20 protein-coding genes and 1 other RNA gene are annotated in these 21,115 nt (G+C 52.8%); 11 read left to right on the forward strand and 10 right to left on the reverse strand.

The genetic code is table 11. From position 1 onward, the window contains the following. Positions 1 to 177: 177 nt before the first annotated feature. The 3 genes from RB620_RS28035 to RB620_RS28050 all read right to left on the reverse strand — a co-directional run bounded on the left by RB620_RS28035 (position 178) and on the right by RB620_RS28050 (position 4,348). Positions 178 to 1,791 (reverse strand): extracellular solute-binding protein, encoded by a 1,614-nt coding sequence (locus tag RB620_RS28035; RefSeq protein ID WP_308100203.1) that lies wholly within the window; start codon positions 1,789 to 1,791, stop codon positions 178 to 180. A 60-nt stretch (positions 1,792 to 1,851) separates the two neighbouring features. Next, the gene (locus RB620_RS28040) at positions 1,852 to 3,057 is read right to left on the reverse strand and encodes a putative glycoside hydrolase (protein WP_308100205.1); all 1,206 of its coding nucleotides are present in this window, start codon (positions 3,055 to 3,057) and stop codon (positions 1,852 to 1,854) included. A 490-nt stretch (positions 3,058 to 3,547) separates the two neighbouring features. Next, entirely contained in the window at positions 3,548 to 4,348 is an 801-nt protein-coding gene (locus RB620_RS28050) for a YitT family protein (protein WP_308100259.1), read from the reverse strand. Between the two features lie 189 nt (positions 4,349 to 4,537). On the opposite strand from RB620_RS28050, the gene cshA reads away from it, so the two are divergent. After that, positions 4,538 to 6,151 (forward strand): degradosome RNA helicase CshA, encoded by a 1,614-nt coding sequence (gene cshA, locus RB620_RS28055; protein WP_308100207.1) that lies wholly within the window; start codon positions 4,538 to 4,540, stop codon positions 6,149 to 6,151. 232 nt (positions 6,152 to 6,383) lie between these two features. Here the strand turns inward: cshA and RB620_RS28060 are convergent, their stop codons facing one another. Beyond that, a complete protein-coding gene (locus RB620_RS28060) occupies positions 6,384 to 6,482 on the reverse strand; it encodes a YjcZ family sporulation protein (protein ID WP_308100209.1) in 99 nt (32 codons plus the stop codon). Positions 6,483 to 6,650: 168 nt separating this feature from the next. Here RB620_RS28060 and RB620_RS28065 point away from each other — a divergent pair, with 168 nt between their 5' ends. From RB620_RS28065 to RB620_RS28075, 3 genes are all read left to right on the forward strand, one after another. Then, positions 6,651 to 7,454 (forward strand): YesL family protein, encoded by an 804-nt coding sequence (locus RB620_RS28065; protein WP_308100210.1) that lies wholly within the window; start codon positions 6,651 to 6,653, stop codon positions 7,452 to 7,454. 49 nt (positions 7,455 to 7,503) lie between these two features. Then, positions 7,504 to 7,686: non-coding RNA, 6S RNA (ssrS, locus tag RB620_RS28070), on the forward strand. A 113-nt stretch (positions 7,687 to 7,799) separates the two neighbouring features. After that, on the forward strand, positions 7,800 to 8,189 hold the full coding sequence (locus RB620_RS28075) for a DUF1499 domain-containing protein (protein WP_308100212.1): 390 nt from the start codon (positions 7,800 to 7,802) through the stop codon (positions 8,187 to 8,189). 79 nt (positions 8,190 to 8,268) lie between these two features. Here RB620_RS28075 and tpx read toward each other — a convergent pair whose 3' ends face one another. Then, entirely contained in the window at positions 8,269 to 8,787 is a 519-nt protein-coding gene (gene tpx, locus RB620_RS28080) for a thiol peroxidase (RefSeq protein ID WP_308100214.1), read from the reverse strand. A gap of 109 nt (positions 8,788 to 8,896) precedes the next feature. On the opposite strand from tpx, the gene RB620_RS28085 reads away from it, so the two are divergent. Next, positions 8,897 to 9,505 carry a rhomboid family intramembrane serine protease gene (locus RB620_RS28085; RefSeq protein WP_308100216.1) on the forward strand — a complete coding sequence of 203 codons (609 nt, stop codon included), beginning with the start codon at positions 8,897 to 8,899 and terminating at the stop codon, positions 9,503 to 9,505. Between the two features lie 48 nt (positions 9,506 to 9,553). Continuing rightward, positions 9,554 to 10,456 (forward strand): glutamate biosynthesis transcriptional regulator GltC, encoded by a 903-nt coding sequence (gltC, locus tag RB620_RS28090; RefSeq protein ID WP_308100218.1) that lies wholly within the window; start codon positions 9,554 to 9,556, stop codon positions 10,454 to 10,456. 69 nt (positions 10,457 to 10,525) lie between these two features. Here gltC and RB620_RS28095 read toward each other — a convergent pair whose 3' ends face one another. Beyond that, positions 10,526 to 11,197: a zinc metallopeptidase gene (locus RB620_RS28095; RefSeq protein WP_308100219.1), complete on the reverse strand. Its 672-nt coding sequence runs from the start codon at positions 11,195 to 11,197 to the stop codon at positions 10,526 to 10,528. A gap of 33 nt (positions 11,198 to 11,230) precedes the next feature. Beyond that, positions 11,231 to 11,662, reverse strand: coding sequence for a MerR family transcriptional regulator (locus RB620_RS28100; protein WP_308100261.1), 432 nt, complete (start codon positions 11,660 to 11,662; stop codon positions 11,231 to 11,233). 502 nt (positions 11,663 to 12,164) lie between these two features. Here RB620_RS28100 and RB620_RS28105 point away from each other — a divergent pair. Genes RB620_RS28105 through RB620_RS28115 form a run of 3 tightly spaced genes read left to right on the forward strand, consistent with a single transcriptional unit; the run spans position 12,165 to position 15,390 of the window. After that, on the forward strand, positions 12,165 to 13,529 hold the full coding sequence (locus RB620_RS28105; protein ID WP_308100221.1) for an ammonium transporter: 1,365 nt from the start codon (positions 12,165 to 12,167) through the stop codon (positions 13,527 to 13,529). 38 nt (positions 13,530 to 13,567) lie between these two features. After that, positions 13,568 to 14,635: a DUF294 nucleotidyltransferase-like domain-containing protein gene (locus RB620_RS28110; protein WP_308100223.1), complete on the forward strand. Its 1,068-nt coding sequence runs from the start codon at positions 13,568 to 13,570 to the stop codon at positions 14,633 to 14,635. 20 nt (positions 14,636 to 14,655) lie between these two features. After that, positions 14,656 to 15,390 (forward strand): 3'-5' exonuclease, encoded by a 735-nt coding sequence (locus tag RB620_RS28115; protein ID WP_308100225.1) that lies wholly within the window; start codon positions 14,656 to 14,658, stop codon positions 15,388 to 15,390. Here the strand turns inward: RB620_RS28115 and RB620_RS28120 are convergent. Beyond that, positions 15,376 to 15,807: a M67 family metallopeptidase gene (locus RB620_RS28120; RefSeq protein ID WP_308100227.1), complete on the reverse strand. Its 432-nt coding sequence runs from the start codon at positions 15,805 to 15,807 to the stop codon at positions 15,376 to 15,378. The genes RB620_RS28115 and RB620_RS28120 overlap by 15 nt on opposite strands. An 82-nt stretch (positions 15,808 to 15,889) precedes the next feature. Beyond that, entirely contained in the window at positions 15,890 to 17,110 is a 1,221-nt protein-coding gene (locus tag RB620_RS28125; protein ID WP_308100228.1) for an MFS transporter, read from the reverse strand. 149 nt (positions 17,111 to 17,259) lie between these two features. Between RB620_RS28125 and RB620_RS28130 the strand changes: the two genes are divergently transcribed. Continuing rightward, positions 17,260 to 17,817 (forward strand): TlpA family protein disulfide reductase, encoded by a 558-nt coding sequence (locus RB620_RS28130; protein ID WP_308100229.1) that lies wholly within the window; start codon positions 17,260 to 17,262, stop codon positions 17,815 to 17,817. Positions 17,818 to 17,898: 81 nt separating this feature from the next. On the opposite strand, the gene cimA is transcribed toward RB620_RS28130, so the two are convergent. Continuing rightward, the gene (cimA, locus tag RB620_RS28135) at positions 17,899 to 19,518 is read right to left on the reverse strand and encodes a citramalate synthase (protein ID WP_308100231.1); all 1,620 of its coding nucleotides are present in this window, start codon (positions 19,516 to 19,518) and stop codon (positions 17,899 to 17,901) included. Between the two features lie 280 nt (positions 19,519 to 19,798). Between cimA and RB620_RS28140 the strand changes: the two genes are divergently transcribed. Beyond that, positions 19,799 to 21,085, forward strand: a complete 1,287-nt coding sequence (locus tag RB620_RS28140; protein ID WP_308100232.1) for a DNA polymerase IV — start codon at positions 19,799 to 19,801, stop codon at positions 21,083 to 21,085. Positions 21,086 to 21,115 lie beyond the last annotated feature (30 nt).

Below are 21,115 nucleotides of genomic sequence, written 5' to 3' on the forward strand. Positions count from 1 at the left end.
ATACGATTTGCAAAGAACTTCATCCCCAACGGGGATAATCACTGGAGGAGCCGGATGCGACGACCCGCAAGTCCGGATCTGTGAGAGGCCTATGCGCATGCGCATAGGCCTACTCGATTGCATTCCCACTCCGCCCAAACGCCAAATTTCGGACCATTCCGTCTAATATGCTCTTCACTATTCATCACGCCGGCTAAGCGCCGCATTCACCTCCCGAATCGCATCGCGAAGGCCTAGCTCCTCGTACGTCTCCATATATTCGCGCCACATGTTCACTGGGTTTTCATCGCTGATGATGACCTTGATCAGATCCTCAAGCGGGTCAACCTCGGCGCTGAGCCGGTCCTTGGCGGGCGTGGACAAGGAATTGATCTTGTGATAAGCCGGCGTCGCGACCCCATTCTTGATCTGCCATTCCATCTCCGACAGGCTCTTTCGAATGTTGGTTTCCCCGTAATTGATGATATTGGCATCGTTCAGACGGAAATCGGCCTCCTTGCCCCACGAAGCGAGCGAACGGAATATCGAGAGGGAAGGATATACCTTCGTAATCGCTTCCGGCCTTCCGGTCGCCTTGTCGAGCGGCCTTGTCAAGACAATGTCTTCTCCGTCCATACGGTAATCGACACCTTCAATGCCGTAGCTCGTCAGCAGCTCGCCATCAGGCGACAACAAGTAGTCGTAGAGCCGCAGAATGCGGTCCATCTTCTTGTCGCTAAGCTTCGAGTTGAAGAAGGTTTCCGACCAATAGGTCTGCGCTACGTAATAATACCGCTTGCCTTCTTCATCCGGCCACAGGTGGAGGATCTCGACGGATTCCCGGAAGCTGCGCCCAGGCTGATGGCTGTTCCATTCATCCTCCAGCAGGCGCAGGCTTTCCGGCGTCGCCCGGTAGACGAGCGCGCCGGCTTGTCCCTCCGCGAACTTGGTGACGGCGTCTTGTTCCTTCAAATAATAGAAGTCTTGGTCCAGCGCGCCGTTCGTATAAAGCTCCCTCAATTGCACGACCACCTCCTCCATTTGGGCGGAGGCGTAATACGGAATCCATTGGTTGTTCTCAAAAACCCATTGGCCCGCGGCAAATTGAGGGAAGGTCGAGCTGAGAGCCCATGACAAGTAGTTCATGCCTGCCGCCGTCAAACCGACAATCCGTTGATCGGAACCTGCCCCGGAGCGGCGGTTTGTGAAAGTAACCAGCATGTTGGAAAAGTCTTCGAAGGTGGCCACGTCCCGGATTAGCGCGTCTTTCATCCAGTCTTTCCGGACGTATACGACTCTCTCCAGCATCCATAAGCGATTGGTCGGATAGCCGATTCTGGGCAGCATGTACAGCCGGTTGTTTTCTTTCAACAGGCGAATATCCGGAATTTGGGCGATGCTGTTGACATTGGGGTAGAGGCTTAAATCTTCGGGAAGGGGCTTGATCAAGCCGTGTTTGATCCACTCGTTGTATACGCCGGGCGAGTCGCTTGCGATGGAGTGGGAGAATACGTCCGGAAGCTTACCGGAGGTGGCCCACATTTGCAGCTTTTGTTTGTAATCCGCCATCGTAATCTGGACGGGTTGTATCGTGATATTGAATTTGCTCTCGATCTTGCGCAGGACGGGATCTGCGCGCTCGAACGCGGCGTCAATGTTCCAGAACGCGATGGATATCGTCAGATGCTCGTCGAACGAGGACGAAGAGGATCCGGATGAATATATGGAGGAATGCTCCTCAGGCTTAATGTTAGCGGACAAGACGACAAGCATGGCAAGCATCATCAATATGATCGACTTGAGCTTGGGCATTCCGCAATCCTCCCTAAGTAGTTAAGGTATTATGCCCAACTTCGTTCTGCGAAGTTTGTGTTATTGATACTCAACGCCAGACGAATATTTGTTGCCGGCGTTCCATAACAGGTATTCGTCTACGCCGGTATCCTTCAACGCTTTGATCTGCGCTTCGACTTCGGCCTTGCCGTACTTCAAGTAATTGCCTTTGCCCAGCCAGCTCGCCGTAAAATCTTGAATCCACGGCCGTATGATGGGCTTCAGCTCGCCGGTATCCTTCAGCTTCACATGCGTATCGTCCATGGCGCCTTTGATCGTCTCGTACGGACTGCGGTCCGGCGTCTTCTGGTCGAACCAGCCCGTGCTGTAATGGCTTGGATAGATCATCGGAGAGATGACGTGCACGTCGTTCGATATTTTCACGAAATCTTGGCCGATGCCTTCCGCCGCGGGGACGGAGGCCGCATAACCGAAAATGTCGACCGATACTCGCACGCCCAGCGGCTCGAGCTGTTCTCTCGCGTATTTGACGAAGCCGGCGACCGCGTCCACGCGGCTTTGCTCCGTCTTGTTGAACGTAAGCGAATCGGCGCGGTTCTCGAAGCCCTCGGGGAATCGCACGTAGTCGAACTGGATTTCCTTGAAGCCGAGCTTGGTTGCTTCCTTGGCCAGCGCGACGTTATATTCCCATACTTCCTGGCGGTACGGATTAACGAAGCTTTCGCCGCGTCCGTTCTTCCAGATCGTCCCGTCGGGCTTCAGGAATGACAGCTCCGGCTTCTTGACCGCGAGCACGGTGTCCTTGAACACGACGATCCGGGCGATCGGGTAAATTTCGTGTTTTTTGAGCGTATCCATTAATGCGGCAATGTCGGAAATGTATTTCTTCGCGGTTCCGATCTCTAATAACTCGGGTGTCGTCGTTGGGTAGGTTATGTAGCCGTTATCGTCCTTGACGTCGATGACCATGCTGTTCAGGGCGGTATCGTCTACCAGCTTCAGCAGCGATTCCATCCTGGATCCGCCGGCGCTGTGCGCGGTCACATAGATGCCTTTGATCGGAGGGGTTTCCGGCTGAGGGTCCTTCTTCATCTGGCCGGGAACGACTTCGCCGGGGGCGGGCGGCTCCTCGCCGGTTACGATAGGTGCATCCGGCTTCACGATCGTTTCGCCGGCTGCGGCGTTCAGATAAGCAACGGCCAGTTGTTTCGCGTCCGCATTGTGTTCTCCTTGTCCGGTAAGCAAGCTGTACAATAACATAAATGCTGAAACGATGATGTCCATTATGCTCTCTCCCGTCAACTTGTTCTGATCAGATTATAAAGCACATCGGGTATCGGGGTCATCACTTATTTGCCGAGGAGACAAAAAAACCAGTCGAGATCGAAATCGACTGGCGGTGCGGTTATAACGTATTTCCCGTACGAGTTGCGTCATTGTAACAAAGTCTGTTTCTGCCCATTGCAAATGCTGTGCTGCACAATTTCCATCACGTCTGCCGGTTCTAGCACCGCTAGGCCGTCACGGAGGACGATTCGGAGGTCCAATTCACGGGAAGTGAGATAAGGACTAAGCTCCGGGGCAAGCCTTTCGACAATTTGAGACAATTTGACCGTTTCCATATCCACTGAGCATCACCCTTTCATCCTAATAGTCATTAGAAAGCAAGAAGGGGAAAACGATGGTAAAGAAACTAAGCTTCGGGATATTCACATTATAACAGCTTCGCTTTCAAAAACATAGCAATTGTTAGCAAATTCCATTCCTGCGGAGATTAATTCGGGTTTTGCCTGCGGAAATCTCCGACGACGCCAACGGTTTCCACGATGTTGATGAAAGCGTGCGGGTCGATGGAAGTGATCGTCTTGCATAAATCGGCAACTTCGAATTTCGTCCGAACGGTCATCAGCATGTCCTTCTCCGCAGAAGAGTAAGCGCCGCGCGTCTTCATGATCGTAATGCCCCGCGGGTGGGTCAGAAGCTTCTGACACAGCTCCTCCGTTTTGGTCGTAATGATGAACGCCGTCACTTTAATATGCCGCACATGGATGAGATCTACAACCTTGCCCGCCGAAAAAATCGCGATAAGCGAATAAAGCGCGAGATCCCAATTTCGGGTGAAGAAGATGAGAATGGCGATGACGAATCCGTTCAATAGGAAAATGATCATGCCGATGGGGAAGTCCCGTTTTTTCGTCATAATGGAGGCAATCACATCGAACCCTCCCGACGAACCTCCGTACCGCAGCGCGAGCCCGCTGCCGAAGCCGACGATGACGCCGCCGAACACCGCCCCGAGTAAAATATCGTCCGCCGTATGTATGACCGGAACGAAACGCAGGAACAATGTGGAGGCGACGACGGAGTAGATGCTCCACATGACGAATCGCCTGCCGAGCATAAACCAGCCCCAGATCAACACGGGAATGTTCAGCACAAGATACAGCCAAGCGATATTTGCACCGGTGACGTAGCCGATCATCATCGAAATGCCTGACAAGCCGCCGCTCAGAAGCTGATGGGGAATAAGAAACAGATTAAAACCCACGGCTACTAACAACGCGCCGAGCGTCATGATCGGGATGGTTAGCAAATACCGTTTTTTGTTTGCTTGCAAAGCAATCGCTCCCCATGTCGAATTTGGTGTGCAGTCGTCCAATTAGTATGGCTTTCTGCGCTTAACTGGTATTCAAGATCATTTCTGTGCTATAATGATTTGGATATTCTTTAAGAAGGCTGTAGATAGAAGGAGTTTGAGAAAAGTTTGAAAACATTTGCTGAATTTGGCTTGGAACCGAAAGTGTTGCAAGCAATAACAGAGCTAGGGTTCGAGGAATCAACCCCCATTCAGGACAAATCGATTCCGATCGCCCTTACGGGCAGGGATTTGATTGGCCAAGCTCAAACAGGAACGGGCAAGACAGCGGCATTCGGAATACCGCTCATCAACAAAATTCCGGTAAGCGAGGAACGCATTGTTGCATTGATTATGACGCCAACCCGTGAACTCGCTATTCAGGTGGCGGACGAGATCGGGAAGTTGACGCGATACAAAGGCCTTCGTTCCCTGCCAATCTACGGCGGCCAAGAGATTGGACGTCAGATTCGCGCGCTGAAGAAGAAGCCGCAAATTATTATCGGCACGCCAGGCCGTCTTCTGGATCACATTAACCGCAAGACGATCCGCCTTGAGGACGTTCAAACGGTCGTGCTCGACGAAGCGGACGAAATGCTGGACATGGGCTTCATGGAAGACATTCAATCGATTCTGAAGCTCGTTCCGGATGATCGCCAGACGATGTTGTTCTCGGCGACGATGCCAATCAACATTCAGAAGCTTGCGCAGCAATTCCTGAAGGATCCGGAACATGTTTCCGTTATTCCTAAGCAGGTTACTGCGCCGTCGATCGAACAATCGTACATCGAAGTACACGAGCGTCAGAAGTTCGAAGCGCTGAGCAGACTCCTCGATATGGAATCGCCCGAGCTCGCGATCATCTTCGGCCGGACGAAACGCCGCGTCGACGAGCTGAGCGAAGCGCTGCAGAAGCGCGGCTACTCCGCGGACGGCTTGCACGGCGACCTGTCGCAGAACCAGCGCGACAACGTGATGCGCAAGTTCCGCGACGGCAGCATCGACGTGCTTGTCGCGACGGACGTTGCGGCGCGCGGTTTGGATGTCTCCGGCGTAACGCATGTCATCAACTTCGACTTGCCGCAGGATCCGGAAAGTTACGTTCACCGGATCGGCCGTACGGGCCGCGCGGGCAAGGAAGGCACGGCGTGGTCCTTCGTAACGCCGCGCGAGATCGATCACCTGCACTTTATCGAGCGCATCACGCGCCAGCGCATGAACCGCAAACCGCTTCCTAGCATCGCGGAAGCGATCGAAGGCAAGCAGCGTATTACGGCAGAACGCGTTCTTGAAGTCGTGCAGAACGAAGAGTTCTCGGAATACAAGCCGATCGCGATCCAATTGCTCGAGCAATACGATTCCGTTCACTTGCTTGCGGCGGCGATCAAGCTGCTGACCGGCGAGAAGAAAGACGTCAGCATCGAGCTGACGCCGGAAGAACCGCTTCGCGCGAAGAAACGCAGACCGGATATTCGTTCCAACGGTCGTCCGTTCAATCGCAGTGGCTCCTCCTCTTACGGCGGCAACCGCAGCGGCGGAACAAGCGGCGGCGGCGGCTATCGCGGACGCGATGATCGTCGCAGCGGTGGAAGCAGCGGCGGCGGAAGCTCCCGCGGCGGTTACGAGAGCCGCGGAGGGTACGGCAGCGGCGGTGGATACGGCAGCAAACGCAGCAGCAGCGAAGGCCGCAGCGGCGAAAGCCGCCGTCCGAAGAGCTCGTCCGACGACTACGTGAACAATTAAGTTTTGGCAATAGGGAACGCAGGTTTTTTGATCGCACAAGGTGAAACGGCTGTCGCCGTCCTTTAGCGGAGCTGCGCGTTTCATTCCGAGAATTCTAAGTCCATATAAGATGCAAACTTATAAATTCTTAGAATTGCACAAAAACCGGGGAAGTCCGTGACGCCTTGCGGGCATCCGGTCTTCCCCGGTTCTTTTTTGTGTCCTGGCCGAACCGGAAAGTCTGGTCAAGTCATTAGAAGTAGCAAAGTGTTTTGACAATGATGACCAGAAGGATAAATAATACAAGGATAGCGCCAGTGGACGTGTATAAGCCGTGACCTGCGTTGCTCATTACAGCAACCTCCTTTTAATCATCGGAGTGGTGAATATACTCCATTCTATGCGGCAAATGCCGGGGAGTCTGGACTGCGGCCTATGCGTACGAAATTTGGGCGGACGAACGGACGGGTGCCATTCGTCCAGGCCGATCGCAACTATTCTAGCGTTGGAGGCAGATCAGATGGAGCCAAGAGGGTTGATGGGGGGATTCTACCGAATCTCCGAATGGATTATGAGATTGGCCGTAATCAATTTATTGTGGATCATTTGCTCGATTCCGTTTGTATTCTTTGGGTTAACGATGTTTATTGCCCCTCAGTCCGGCGCGAGCGAACAGGAACTGCTAGGCAGCCTGTACACCTCGCTCATTCTGATGGCGATCGTGGCGCCATTCACGTTTTTCCCTGCCACCGCGGCCATGTTCGCGGTAGCGCGCAAATGGGTTACCGGCGAGAGCGACGTCGCGCTGTTCAAAACGTATTTCCGCGGGTATAAGGAAAACTACAAACAGAGCATGATCGGCGGAATCTTGTATACGCTTTTATTCGTCATCATGATCGTGGACTTCATCGTCTATAAGGATCAGCTGAATATCTTGTCCTATATCTTTATCGCGTTTCTTGCCTTGCTGGGCGTATCCGTATTCAATTTCTTCTCGATGCTGGTCCATTACCATATGAAGACGTTCCAACTGCTTAAGAACGCGATTCTCATTACGATCGGCAAGCCGTTCCGCTCGTTGTCGACCGCGATCATGTGCGGTCTGGTCATCTACATCAGCTTCTTCCAATTCACGTTCCTTATTCCGTTCTTCATGGGAAGCGTTGTCGCCTTCCTCGCATTCTGGAACTTCAATATTATCTACACGAAGCTCCAAGAACAAGCGGAGAAAATGAAGCAATCGGAAGAAGAGGAAGCCGAAGAAGCAGCGGAGATGGATCGCGAAGATTTGGTGAAGGACGACTACAAAGAAGGAAGTAAATAACATCCGCGATCGAAGTTTACTTTTGCCGCGGTTCAGTCTATAATAGCTATACATCCTGCGATGTTCGTTTCGGTCCTTCGTTGTTTTGAACCAATGGCTGTTTCACGGGAGACCTACATCGCCAAGCGGCTGACCTGCCCTCGAAAAGGGACTTCAAAAGCGTGGCTGCGGACACCCACCTGCGAGAGCGGGTTCAGAAACATGCGGGTCGGACGGCATAGGCGGGTTTCTATTAACACAAAAGAGCGATTGCCTGGCGAAATCCGGCGAAAGCTCTTTTTTCGTATGTGAAAACATGGTATCATATATAGTAATGCAGATAGACGTTAGAGGGGGAGATCGTTGTTGTTGAAGCGGACCTTAATCGGGCTGCTGCGCAGTCATGAACAGACTGGCGACAGAGCAAAGGATCCATTGCTGAAATCACATCTCTACAAGCTGTCGAAGGATAAGGCTTGGGAGGAAGTTGTATCCACGCTGAAGAAGATGCAAGGCTACAAATTGCTCCACGAGGTTCAATCGGTAGGCGAGATTGTGCTCGAGAAGCGCACGGCATTCGGCAGGACGATGGATATCACGGTTTCTGTCATCAGCGTTAACCCGCTTACGTCGGCGGTTGATATTTATTCCGCGTCACGCGGCTCGTTGGGAGATTTAGGTTCTAATTATCGGGTGATTCTTGATTTGTATCGTACGCTGGACAAGAAGCTCGCCGCCGTTAAGGTAAGCTCATAGCACATAAACAAAGCGAGGAAGGATGTCCTTCACTCGCTTTGTTTGCGGTAATCGGCAATTATGGGTCTACAGCCTTCGCCTATACGAGGGATTTGGCCGCCTCGATCGCGCTTTCGTAGTTCGGATGTTCCGTCATTTCGGACAAATATTCCACGTATTTGATCGTGTTATCGCCGTCCAATACGAAGATTGCGCGCATATCCAGGGCAAACTCTTTAATAAGGACGCCGTACGATTCGCCGAAGCTGTTGTTCTTGTAGTCGGACAACATAACGACTTTGTCGATGCCGGCAGCAGCGCACCAACGTGCTTGCGCGAACGGCGTATCCACGCTTACCGTCAGGACGATGACGTTGTCTCCCAGGCCTGCCGCAGCTTCGTTGAAACGGCGGGTTTGCGCGTCGCATACGCCGGTATCGATAGATGGAACGACGCTCACCAATTTTACTTTGCCTGCGTAGTCTTGAAGAGATACAACTTCGGTTAGCGATTTGTTCAACGAGAAATCAGGTGCTTTGTCTCCGACCTTCAGTTCGGGTCCAAGCAATGTGATCGGGTTGCCCTTCAGCGTAGCAACGCCTGTGCGTTCTTGTGCCATGTTAACGATTCCTCCTCAGATCAATTGTGGTCATTACGACCTTAATTATAATCGTTACGAAACGCGGTTGTCCAATATTTGGCGCGTAAATCAAAAGGCGGTGTTATCGATGATTTTCCTCCGATACGAAAGCTTCCGTTCCTACCTGCGGTATTATCCGGGGACGGCATCGTTGATCGCGATCAATCTAATCGTATTCGTCATTTCGCGTGTTTACGAACAGCTCATCAATTATGGCGCTTTCGCCGCCATACCCGGCGTTGATGCGTACGGGTTGACGGAGCCTTGGCGTTACGTCACATCGCAGTTTCTGCATTCGGATTTTGGCCATTTGTTCTTCAATATGTTCGCGCTGCTCGTATTCGCTCCGCCTCTTGAGTATCTGCTGAAGACGGCCAAGTATATTCCTTTTTACCTGCTCTGCGGAATCGGCGGAAATCTGTTTTCCGCTTTGGTGACCGATCTCCAGAATGATCCGTACCACTTTGCGATCGGCGCTTCCGGTGCGATCTACGGGGTGTACGGAGCGTTCTTGTTCATCGCATTGATGCGGAAGTCGATGCTCGATACGGCGTCGAGAAAGACGGTCTATATTATTTTGGCCTTCGGGGTCATTCATTCCCTATTCGCGAGCCAGGTCGATCTATGGGGGCATGTAGGCGGGGCGCTGGCCGGGTTCCTGCTGTATGGCTTGCTCGACAACCTGAAACGAAAATAGAACCAGTTCTTACAAATATGGAAGTGTACGGGAGAGAGAATAGCCAGTATGGAACTTCGACAGCTTTATTATTTCGTGAAAGTAGCCAAAAAAGAACATGTGACGCAGGCAGCCGAAGAGCTCCATGTCGCTCAATCGGCCGTTAGCCGCCAAATCCATCAGCTGGAGGAGGAGCTTGGCGTCAAGTTGTTCGTCCAGAAGGGGAGGAACTTACAGCTTACCCCCGTCGGGCAATTGCTGCTGAAGCGGGCCGAGGTCATATTGACCGATCTGGAAAGGGCGGTCATCGAGATTCACGAGTTCATGGATCCGGAGAAGGGCGAAATTCGGTTAGGGTTCCCCCATAGTTTGGGCATTTCGTTAATACCGCAAGTGGTAGCGGCCTTTCGCAAGCTGCATCCGAACGTCAAATTCCGCTTCAAGCAGGGCATGTTCCCTTCCTTGATCCGCGATTTGGTGAAAGGGGATATCGATCTTGCCTTCATCTCGCCGTTCCCGAAGGAGCATGACCAGGTATGCGGCGAGGTACTGCTCACGGAGGAGCTATACGCGATCCTGCCCCCCGGCCATCCGTTATCGGATTTGCAGTCGATCGAACTTAGCGAGCTGAAGGACGAAACGTTCGTCCTATTCAGTGAAGGATACTCCCTGAGGCCGATCGTTTACGAGGCTTGCCAGGAAGCTGGTTTCACGCCGAGAATCGGATTCGAAGGGGAAGAGACGGATACGATTCGCGGCTTGGTGGCGGCCGGCATGGGCGTCAGCTTGCTGCCGGAGATGGCACTTAATTATTCGGGACCCCTTCAACCTGCGAAGGTGCGGATCAGCAAACCCGCCGTAACCCGGACGATCGGTCTTATCCACCGGAACAACGAGAAGCTTCCGCTCGTCGCCAAAGTGTTCCACGCGTTTTTATTGCGTTACTTCCAAGATTATAATCACAAGCCGTGATGTGAATACGGAAAGAAAAAAGGCTATCCTCTTATGATTCGAGGATAGCCTTTTGAAGTTTTCCTGCAATTAATCGCGGTTCTGAGTGAACATCAGTATATATCTTACAAGCTCGAGCAACGAGAGCAGTGCGGCGGCTACGTACGTCAGAGCGGCAGCATTCAGCACCTTGCGTACGCCTCGCGCTTCTTCTTGATGCACGAAGCCTTCCGTCATCATCAGCTTGCGCGCCCGGTTGCTGGCGTTAAACTCGACGGGCAGCGTGATGAGCTGGAAGGCTACCGCGATGGAGAAGAAGATGATTCCGAGCCCGATCAAACCGAAAGCGTTGAAGATAAATCCGCCAATCAGCAAAAATGGAGCGATGCCGGACGCGAAGTTGACGACCGGGAAGATGCGGTGCCGCGCAACCAGGAACGGATAACGCACCGAATGCTGAATGGCATGTCCGACCTCATGACAGGCAACCGACACGGCCGAAATCGAATTCTCGTAATAAACCGGCTCCGATAAACGTACGACGCGGTGTATCGGATCGTAATGATCCGTTAATGCTCCTGGCACGGGCTCGATCGGAATATGGTGGAGGCCGTTGTTATCCAGCATGCGCCTAGCCGCCTGATAGCCGGTTAGACCGCTGCTGGTCGGTACCTGCGCCCACTTCTTGAATGTGCCCTTCACACGGAACTGCGCCCAGATCGTCAATGCGAAAGCCGCGATGATCAAAATGTACATGTACATCGTTACATTCCTCCAGGGTGTTGTGGGATGCCGTTACATGAGAGAGCTCTTGTTCATTAACAACATGAGAGCTTCAATGCACGCCGCTGTCTGAGGCATGATCCGCGTGTACAGCCTGCCGGCTTTCCGGGGGCCTAACTGTTTGATAACAGGCTCCAGTTCCTTCACTTCGCGCTCTAGCTGCGAGAGATGCTGCTGGATCTCGGTCAGTTTCAACGTGATCTGCTCGTCGGGCGTAACTTTGCTCCAGTTGTCCAGACTTGACTTGATCTCATCTAACGTATATTTATCTTTTTTCATCTGCTCAATACGTTCAAGCCGCTGCAAAGTTTCATTTCCGTAAAGCCTATAATTTTTTTCGGAGCGCCCGGAAGGTTCAATTAAACCGAGCGAAGTATAATAATCAATCGTGCGGGAGCTTATTTGCGCTAACTTGGCTAATTCGCCGATCCGGTACAATCTCATCTCCATCGTTATCACCGCCCTATATGTTCTCTATAAACTATGATAATAGGAAAACAACCATACAGTCAAACGTGTTGCTTTTCCAGGCGTGCCCGACAACCGATTATAAGCGGGATAAGCCTCCCATAAGATAAGGTAGGCAAATGTTGAGAAGATCTTCGTTCAGTTATGATGCCAGAAACGTTGACATAAGTCCGACTCTGCCCGGAGAAATCGACAAGCCGGGGAAATACGCGTTTCGAAAACAGGCTGCTTCCGCGCGCACTATTAATAGAAGAAAACAAAGAATAGTATGCAAAATGCGAAGGATAGTTGTTGCAATCGACTTGAAAAAGAGGAAAAGATCATTAAATCTTAACGTTCGTGTTAGATTTCGTGCCGAACGTTAGATTTTTTTTCAAATCAAGCAAAAAGGATATTGTCAAATCATACTCTACTGTCTATAATGACATTAAGTCTTTCGTCTTATGTCACGAAACATAACATTAAAGGAGTGGTCGTATTGTTTAAGAAGACTTTTCTTGCACTAGGCTTAATGACAATCTTGTTCCCGGTAGTGGCATTCGCTGAGGATCCATCGGGAGCAACGCTGAACATGGGACTTAACTCCTTGTGGATTATGCTCGCATTCATTCTCGTTCTTCTAATGCAAGGCGGATTTATTCTTCTCGAAGCAGGCTCCACCCGCATGAAGAATGCCGGTCACGTAGCCGGAAAAACGATCTTCACGGTAGGTCTTGCGGCACTTATCTATTGGGCATTCGGTTTCGGTATTGCGTTCGGCGGCGAAAGCTCCTTAAGCCAATTCATCGGTTGGGGCGACTTCTTCTTCGACCCTCAGCTGGCTGCGGCGGACGGCGACTCGTATCCGAATGGCGTATTCTTCCTGTTCCAATTCGCTTTCGCGGCAATCTCGTTGTCCATCGCTTGGGGCGGCTTCGCGGAACGTGCGAAATTATCTTCCTACATCATATTTACATTGTTCTTCGCAGGTCTGATCTACCCGATCGTTGCGCACTGGATTTGGGGCGGCGGCTGGCTGGCAAAAGACGGCGCGCAAGACTTCGCCGGTTCAACGGTCGTTCACTTGACGGGCGCCCTCGCGGCATTCGCGGCAACTGTTCTGCTGAAACCGCGTATCGGCAAATTTAACAAAGACGGCTCCGCTAACGAAATTTTGGGTCATAACCAAGTCTTTACCGCTTTGTCCGTATTGCTTCTGTGGGTTGGTTGGTTCGGATTCAACGCAGGCTCCACGGTTGCCATCGGCGACGGCTTCTTCACTTACGTAGCATTCACGACGATGCTCGGCGCCGGCGGCGGCGGCGTTGCTGCATTGCTTATCTCCTGGGCAGTAACGGGCAAAGCCGACATTACGGCTATGCTGAACGGTACGCTTGCAGGTCTGGTTGCCATTACGGCTTCCTGCGCATTCGTTGATCCTTGGGCAGCGGTCGTAATCGGCCTAGTAGCTGGCGTGTTGGTATTCTACAGCGTGAAGATGTTCGAAAAGCTGAAAGTCGACGATCCGATTTATGCACTTTCCGTACACGGCATGGCAGGTATTTGGGGAACTTTGGCGAATGGTATCTTCGCGACGCAAGAACTTGCCGATAAAGTCGGTATCGGTACCGGCGGCTTGATCGATACGGGCAGCTGGAAGCAATTGTGGGTGCAGTTCGAATCCGTTGTAGTCGTAGGCGCATTCGTATTGGCCGCTTCCTTCCTCGTACTTGGCGTCATGAAGATGATCATGGGCTTCCGCGTAACGGAAGAACAAGAGATTATCGGTCTTGACCTAAGCGAGCACGGTGCTTACGGCTATCCGGAGCAAATGAAAAAACCAGGCCAATCGTTTGAAGGTTAATCGATAGGCGAAGGCTGACCGAAGGGAGAGAACGGCGCATGGGCGATCCGGCGCGTCCGCACCATTTCAAGATGATTAGCGCGGCTGATCGAGTGGAAGGGTTGCGGAGCTTGCGAGATCAGATACACGAGCAGATGGAAGCCCTTCTCCCCATACGGCCGGTCGAACAATTGAATGAACAATTGAACGAGACGCATGACGCCTTGATTACAAAGGCGATCATGCTCTCCGAAGCGGACATGGCACGGATGGGGAAAGGGTCTCCCCCCGTGCCTTACGCCTATTTATTGTTCGGCAGCGGCGGACGGAAGGAGCAGACGTTGTCCAGCGATCAAGACAGCGGAGTGGTCTATCGGGATCCGGCGGAGAACGGAGAAGAGGTCAAAGCGTATTTCCTCGAATTGTGTCATCTGATCGTTATGAATTTGATTAATATCGGCTACCCTCCTTGCGAAGGCAAAGTTTTAAGCGACAATCCGGATTGGTGCCATTCCTTAAGCGAATGGAGAACGAAGCTTGAAGGCTGGTTCCGTGAACCGGCTTGGGAGTCGGTTCGTTATCTCCTCATTATCGCCGACGGGCGCTGCGTGTACGGAGATGAGGGCGTAGCGGATTCGTTAAAGGATGTTTTTTTCTCCGATACGTTAAACCATCCGATGATCATTCGGCGGATGATCGAGAATACGATGCGGCATAAAGTGTTGGTCGGAATTTTCGGACAATTGCTGAAGGAGAGGTACGGCGAAGATGCGGGCAGCTTAGACATCAAATACGGTGCCTATATTCCTATGGTAAACTCCATTCGGATGATGGCCATTCAAGCGAACATTCGGGAAACCTCCACGCTGGAGAGAATCCGGAATCTAGTGGAATTAGGGAAGTTGTCGTCCGCCGATGGCAGCAAGTACGAGCAGGCGTTTCGATTCATTCTGCGGCTTCGTCTCGTGACGACGGAACAGAAGGAAGGCGGCTTGTATGCGAATAACGGCAAACTTCACAGCAGCAAACTGACAAAAGAAATGACGGATGAGCTAAAAAGCAGTCTGCGGCAAGGCAAAAGACTGCAGCGATCGGTCTACAAGCAAACGATGGGGCGGCTCATGTAAGGGTAAGGCGGTGGTGAGGAATGAAAGAACAAAAAGGCGTAGGTCGCATGTGGAGCTTGTACAAAATGGGTGGAGTCACGCCGGCCATCGCTTCTATGTTAGGTTCTCAAAACGCCCAGCAGATGGCGTTTATTCGAAATGCCAACCGCGAGCAACGAAAGCAGTCGCTGCTTGAAACGCCGCTTAAGGAGCTTGAGGTTGTCGTATTCGACTTGGAGACGACGGGTTTTAATCCGAACACCGGCGACGAGATCATTTCTTTCGGAGCGGTCGTAGTTAAAGGCGGGGAGCTGTCGGAGACCGAAACGTTCTATAGCCTGGTCAATCCGAAGCGGGTCATTCCGCGCTCCATCGTGGAGCTGACGGGCATTACGAACGATATGGTCCAGGATGCGCCGGATTTGATGACGGTATTGCACGATTTCATGGCGTTTGTCGGACGCAGGCTGCTTGTGGCGCATGCTTCCGGGCATGACAAACAATTTTTGAACGCGGCCTTGTGGCGAACTTCGAAGGTGAACCTCAACCATCGCGTGCTCGACACGATGATGATCGCGAAGTGGCTTGAACCGCGCCGCGAAGGGTACAGCTTGGACGAGTTGCTGGACAGCTGCTGCATTCCGATCACGGAGAGGCACCATGCTTTGGAAGACTCGATCATGACGGCGAAGCTGTGGCTCCATTATTTGAACCGGATATTGGAGAGGAATGTCAACACGCTGGGAGATTTGTACGCGTATTTAAGCAAGCACTAACGGAATGGGAACGAAGCTGCCCTGTACGGGCCGATAGGGCTTGACATCGGGCGAAGCTCCCGGCGTGAGCGACACGATCCAGTACGTGAGTCCGGACTCATGTAGAAAACCTCGGCTATCCCTGTACGATGGCGTTGCGGCGGTGTGGGGATGAGAGTGGAAGAAACCGACAAGCGATTGTCGGTTTTTTTGCATGTTGAAGTAAGCGGCCGTCCATTCCTCGGGATCGAAGGAGAAAGAGACCGAAGGGGACGGGTGTACGTTGCGAATCGGGATTACGATGTCAATGGCTTCCGACTCCGGCCCTTGGGCGAGAACGCCGCATGCTTCGTCCGGAAGCGCCTGCTCGCAAGTCCGAATTAATCGGTCGTATGTTTCTTTCGTAATCCGTCCGGTAGATTCAAAATGACTTCCCATTTCTCCGCCTCCCGTTGCGGCAATCACACTTCTGATTGATTTGCCTTTATTTCCCTAGTATAACGCGAATTTGCGGCTAATGTTAAGCTTTTGCTTGTTTTTTGGGCGGATGGATATTACACAAGACGGCAATCCATACGCATGCGCTTAGTACCGTCAACAGAATGAACAACCAAGTGACGGATAAATCCGCTAGCCAGCTGAAAAGCGGAGGTCCGGCGGCTACGCCTAGAAACCGAAGGCTATTGTACAGCGATGTAACCATCCCCCTGTGCGAACGGTCAACCGCTCCCGTAATAAGCGTGTTCAGGCAAGGCAAGAGCAGACCGGTGCCGATACTGCTGACCGTGATGAAACAGATGAGCGCGACAAAATGACTGTGCCAGATCGAGGCGGCCGTTAGCGATAGAGCGATCATCGCAATGCCGACCAGCATGATGCCGCGCATCTTTTCGCCGTTTTTCTTAATATGTCTCCCCGTCGTAAAGGCAGTGATGACGAGACCGAGCAGCGGAATCGCAAGCAGACCGCCTTTGGCGACACCGTCGATCGATATCGGAGGTTTCTCGGCCATGTCGGACAAATAGAACAGGATGCCGAACAAAATAAACAATCCAAGCGAACCGGAGGCATAAGCGGTGATAAGCCATTTGCCGTTTTTGGCGTAAATCTCTTTCATCCCTTGCAAATATTCCTTCAACGGCAAAGGTTTGTTCTTATGTTCGGGTTCCTTGATGAGCCATAATACGGCACAAAACGCACCGGCGCAGAAGAGGGGAAAAGCAAAAAAAGGCGCATACCACGTCCACATGCCAAGCAGCGACCCAAGGATGGGACTAATAACTTTTCCCGCGCCGTTGGATGCCTCGACAAGGCCAAGCGCTTCGCTCTCCTCGCCGTCCTTGTACAGATCGCCCACAAGCGCCATGGCAATCGGTGCCGTGCCGGCAGCCGCCATGCCTTGCAGAGCCCTCGCCCCGATCAGAATGCCGTATGAATCCCAAACCGCGCCCAAACCTGCAAGCACGCCGGCCCCGCCATAAATCGCCAGCGCCGGCAAGATCACCGCCTTGCGTTTCATCCGGTCGGAGAGATAACCGATAAGCGGTATGAAGACGGCGGCCGAAACGGAGAATAACGTGATGACAAGGCTGGACTGCAGCTCGCTAAGCTCCATCTCCTTGGCCATGTCAGGCAATATGGGCACAAGCATGGAATTGCCTAATACAAGCACAAGAGGAACGGTGGCGAAGGCGGCGTACTGCAGCCATTTGGACTTCGAATCGGACTTGGATCGTGCCATCACTTTTCCTCCAGAAGGTCATCCTCGCAAGTGCTCGACGCCCATGCGGATTATGACGGATTTATGGCTAATCTGCCCTCCGCCTTGAGCTTCCATACTTCGCGTGATACGATGGGTGAAACGAATGAAAGCAAAAAGGAAGGGTCATTGTGAGAAAAATCGCAGCTTTGTTTACGATCGCGTTTTTGTGCGCGGGACTCGGGTTATTCCAATATTTCCAGCAGGACGCAAGCGGAGCGGCGGAGGTATCCTCGCCGAGCGGATTCAAGCCAAAGGCTGGTTTCGAGGCAGCGGCATTCTCGTTAACCGGCATGGACGAGAAGCCCTACAAGCTTGAACAAGGGAATGAGGACGGGAAGTTAATGTTCGTTAACTTCTGGGCATCGTGGTGCGGTCCTTGCGAGATGGAGGCGGCCGATCTTCAGAAGCTTCATGAGAACTATGGCGATGTGATGACGTTATACGGGGTTAATTCCACCAATTATGATAAGGAACGTTCGGCCAGAGCGTTCGTGGAGGAACACGGCTTGACATTCCCTATACTGATGGATCGGGAGGGAGCCGTCACGAAGCTGTACAAGGTGAATACGTTTCCGACCAGCTTCTTAATCGATTCGAACGGCGTCATTCGGGAGCGAATCAACGGCGTCATAACGTATGCGGAATGGGAGCGGCTCATTCAGAAGTGGACGAAATCGGATGCATAGTTGCATGTGAAAAAAAGCAGTTGACCTGAGGGCGTCTCAAGATCCGCCTTCGGCCAACTGCTTTTGTTGTTTCATTATACTTTAGTGATTCACGAGTCCGAGCCGCTCGACGCCTTCCGAGTCGGGTCCGCCGACATCGGCTCTTGCCATATGGAGCAGAGCGTAGCGGATACTATCCAGAAGCGCTTCCCAGCTCGCTTCGATGACGTTGCTGGATACGCCGACCGTGCTCCACGTGTTGTCGAGACCCGTAGATTCGACTAACACGCGCACCTTGGCTGCCGTTGCGTCCTTCTCGTCGATGACGCGGACCTTGTAATCGGACAGGTGAATCTGCTCGATCCTCGGGAAAAACTGCACCAGCGCTTTGCGCATCGCGTTGTCGAGCGCGTTGACCGGTCCGTTGCCTTCCGCCGCCGTGTGCACGATCTGTCCGTCGACGTTGATTTTGACGATGGCTTCGCAGATCATGTTGCCGTTCGACTTCTCCATATGGATCTTAAACGATTCCACCTTGAAAATTTCTTTGGCATCCGTGAAGGCATCGCGCAGCAGCAGCTCCAAGGATGCGTCCGCGCCTTCGAATTGATAACCTTGATGCTCCAGATCTTTGATCTGCTCGATGATTTGTTTCGTCTTCTCGTTGTTCGAGGTAACATCGAGACCGAGCTCGGACGCCTTCGAAATAATGTTGCTTTGTCCGGCCAGCTCGGAGACGAGGATGCGCTGCTTGTTGCCTACTAGCTCCGGCGCAATATGCTCGTACGTCTTGGAATCCTTCATGATGGCGGAGACATGGATGCCGCCTTTGTGCGCGAATGCGGCGTTGCCGACGAAGGCTTGCCCGACCGGCATATGAACGTTGGCGATCTCGCTGACGTAACGCGCGGTACCGGTCAACAGGCGAAGTTTCTCCTCAGGCAAACACTCATAACCCAACTTAAGCTGCAAATTCGGAATGATGGAGCAGAGGTTGGCGTTGCCGCACCGCTCTCCGTAACCGTTCATCGTGCCTTGTACCTGGCGGGCGCCGGCTTCGATCGCCGCAAGGGAATTCGCTACGGCGAGCTCGCAATCGTTATGGGTGTGAATGCCGATCGGCGTTTGCAGCTCTTCCCTGACGCGGGAGACGATCTCGCGGATCTCGCCCGGCATCGTTCCGCCGTTCGTGTCGCACAAGACAAGCCAGTCCGCTCCGCCTTCCTGCGCTTTCCGAAGCGCGGCCAGCGCGTATTCCGGATTGTTTTTGTACCCGTCGAAGAAATGTTCTGCGTCGTACATCGCTTCCATGCCGTGACGCTTAAGAAGCGCGAAGGAGTCGAAAATCATCGATAAGTTTTCTTCGAGCGTCGTCTGAAGGGCCGTGTGGACGTGGAAGTCCCATGCCTTGCCGACGAGCGTAGCCGCCGGGACGCCGGATTCAATGATTCTCAGGAGGCTCGCGTCCTGGTCCGCAATGCTGTTCTTGCGGCGGGTGCTGCCGAACGCCGTGATCTTGGCGTTAAGCTTCATCGCTTTCACGCGCTGGAAAAACTCGATGTCCTTGCTGTTGCTGCCGGGATTGCCGCCTTCAATATAATGAACGCCCAAAGCGTCAAGCTTCTGTGCAATCTTCAGCTTATCGTCTGCCGATAGGCTGATCCCCTCGCCTTGCGTGCCATCGCGCAGCGTCGTGTCAAAGATAGAGATTTGTGCGGACATTTCTTATGGCGCCTCCTTCAACTGATGCCCTGATGGATTCATAATACATGATTATAACACTTTATCCGTTTAAAGTAGAGAGGGAAACGTCTTTTTTGCCGTGAAACGTCGGTTTTGCCGCCAGATAACGCCGACGGCCGTTTACGCTTGCGCCTCGGAACCTAGCATTGACTTGGTTCATGCCTAATTATATGCTGATGGAATAGAGCGGTACAACCTTCTTGGTTCTGAAAGCTGGACTTTTTGAACTCATATTTCATGTGATCGGCGGTGAATTCGCATGAGCGGCGTACAAGACCACTATCCTGCTAAAGGCAGGGTCATTATCCATCTGGACATGAACGCGTTCTATTGTTCCGTGCACGAAGCGGAGGAGCCTGACGTATATAAGAATAAACCGACGGCCGTCTCCGGCAGCGTCGAGCAGCGCAAGGGGATCGTCGTGACTTGTTCCTACGCCGCCAGGGCGAAAGGCGTAAAGACCGGCATGACGGTTCGCCAAGCCGTCAAGATCTGCCCGGAGCTAATGCTGATCCGGCCGGATTTTAACCTATACCGCAAATATTCCCAAGGTTTCATGACGATCGCGCGTTCGTTCACGCCCATGGTCGAAGCCGTCTCCATCGACGAATGTTATATGGATATTACGGGTTCGAAGCTGATGGGGACTCCGCTTCAGATCGCGGAGACGCTGCAGCGCCGTATCTTGACGGAATGGTCGCTGCCTTGCTCTATTGGGCTGGCTCCCAATAAGCTGCTGGCCAAGATGGCATCGGATATGAAGAAGCCGAACGGTCTGACCGTGCTGCGCATTCGGGACGTTCCGAGGCTGCTGTGGGATAAACCTTGCGGCACCTTGTTCGGCGTCGGCGGGAAAACGGCCGCGAAGCTGGAGAAGCTGAACATCCTCACGATCGGCGCGCTCGCGGCTGCCGATGAAGCGATGCTGATCAAGCAATTCGGTACGGTCGGCGCTTGGATGAAAACCGCGGCGCACGGCATCGACCATTCCATTGTCAATCCGAACCGGGAGCGGAACAAGTCGATCGGCCATACGACTACGCTGCCTCAGGATGTGACGGAGCGCGACGATGTGTTCCGCGTCCTGCTGAATCTTGCCGATCAGACGGGCAGAAGGCTGCGCAGACAGAAGCTGGTCGCTTCCACGGTTCAGATCACGATCCGCAGGCCGGATATGACGACGATTACGAGATCCCATACCGTTACGGCGCCGATTCAGACGACGGAAGAGATTACGAGAGAAGCGCGGCAATTATTTTTGAAGCATTGGAAGGAAGGCGAACCGATCCGGCTGCTCGGCGTCACGCTCCAGAACCTGACGCCGCTCGTGGAATCCGCGCTGCAGCTCGATCTGTTCAGCTACGAGGAGCAGCCCCGCAAGGAGTCGCTCACGAAGGTCATGGACGCGCTGCGGGACAAATACGGCGAAGACGCGGTGCTTACGGCAGGCATGCTCGGCGACGATCCGTCTTCCTTAATTCGGAACAAACGAATTCGAGGCACGTCCTTGCAAAAAGACGATACTTTGTTATATATTGATGAGTGAAGGAAACGAGCCGTACCGGCGTGTTTGTAT

The organism is Paenibacillus sp. LHD-117, assembly GCF_030929555.1.
Lineage (GTDB): Bacteria > Bacillota > Bacilli > Paenibacillales > Paenibacillaceae > Pristimantibacillus.

Coding starts and splice junctions, on each gene's coding strand:
- tpx (WP_308100214.1), bottom strand. CDS start 8,787: ATGGCACAAGAACGCACAGGCGTTGCTACGCTGAAGGGCAACCCGATC.
- RB620_RS28060 (WP_308100209.1), bottom strand. CDS start 6,482: ATGAGCAACGCAGGTCACGGCTTATACACGTCCACTGGCGCTATCCTT.
- RB620_RS28125 (WP_308100228.1), bottom strand. CDS start 17,110: ATGGCACGATCCAAGTCCGATTCGAAGTCCAAATGGCTGCAGTACGCC.
- RB620_RS28035 (WP_308100203.1), bottom strand. CDS start 1,791: ATGCCCAAGCTCAAGTCGATCATATTGATGATGCTTGCCATGCTTGTC.
- RB620_RS28120 (WP_308100227.1), bottom strand. CDS start 15,807: ATGGGAAGTCATTTTGAATCTACCGGACGGATTACGAAAGAAACATAC.
- gltC (WP_308100218.1), top strand. CDS start 9,554: ATGGAACTTCGACAGCTTTATTATTTCGTGAAAGTAGCCAAAAAAGAA.
- RB620_RS28095 (WP_308100219.1), bottom strand. CDS start 11,197: ATGTACATGTACATTTTGATCATCGCGGCTTTCGCATTGACGATCTGG.
- RB620_RS28100 (WP_308100261.1), bottom strand. CDS start 11,662: ATGAGATTGTACCGGATCGGCGAATTAGCCAAGTTAGCGCAAATAAGC.
- cimA (WP_308100231.1), bottom strand. CDS start 19,518: ATGTCCGCACAAATCTCTATCTTTGACACGACGCTGCGCGATGGCACG.
- RB620_RS28115 (WP_308100225.1), top strand. CDS start 14,656: ATGAAAGAACAAAAAGGCGTAGGTCGCATGTGGAGCTTGTACAAAATG.
- RB620_RS28050 (WP_308100259.1), bottom strand. CDS start 4,348: ATGACGCTCGGCGCGTTGTTAGTAGCCGTGGGTTTTAATCTGTTTCTT.
- RB620_RS28140 (WP_308100232.1), top strand. CDS start 19,799: ATGAGCGGCGTACAAGACCACTATCCTGCTAAAGGCAGGGTCATTATC.
- RB620_RS28040 (WP_308100205.1), bottom strand. CDS start 3,057: ATGGACATCATCGTTTCAGCATTTATGTTATTGTACAGCTTGCTTACC.
- RB620_RS28110 (WP_308100223.1), top strand. CDS start 13,568: ATGGGCGATCCGGCGCGTCCGCACCATTTCAAGATGATTAGCGCGGCT.
- RB620_RS28065 (WP_308100210.1), top strand. CDS start 6,651: ATGGAGCCAAGAGGGTTGATGGGGGGATTCTACCGAATCTCCGAATGG.
- RB620_RS28085 (WP_308100216.1), top strand. CDS start 8,897: ATGATTTTCCTCCGATACGAAAGCTTCCGTTCCTACCTGCGGTATTAT.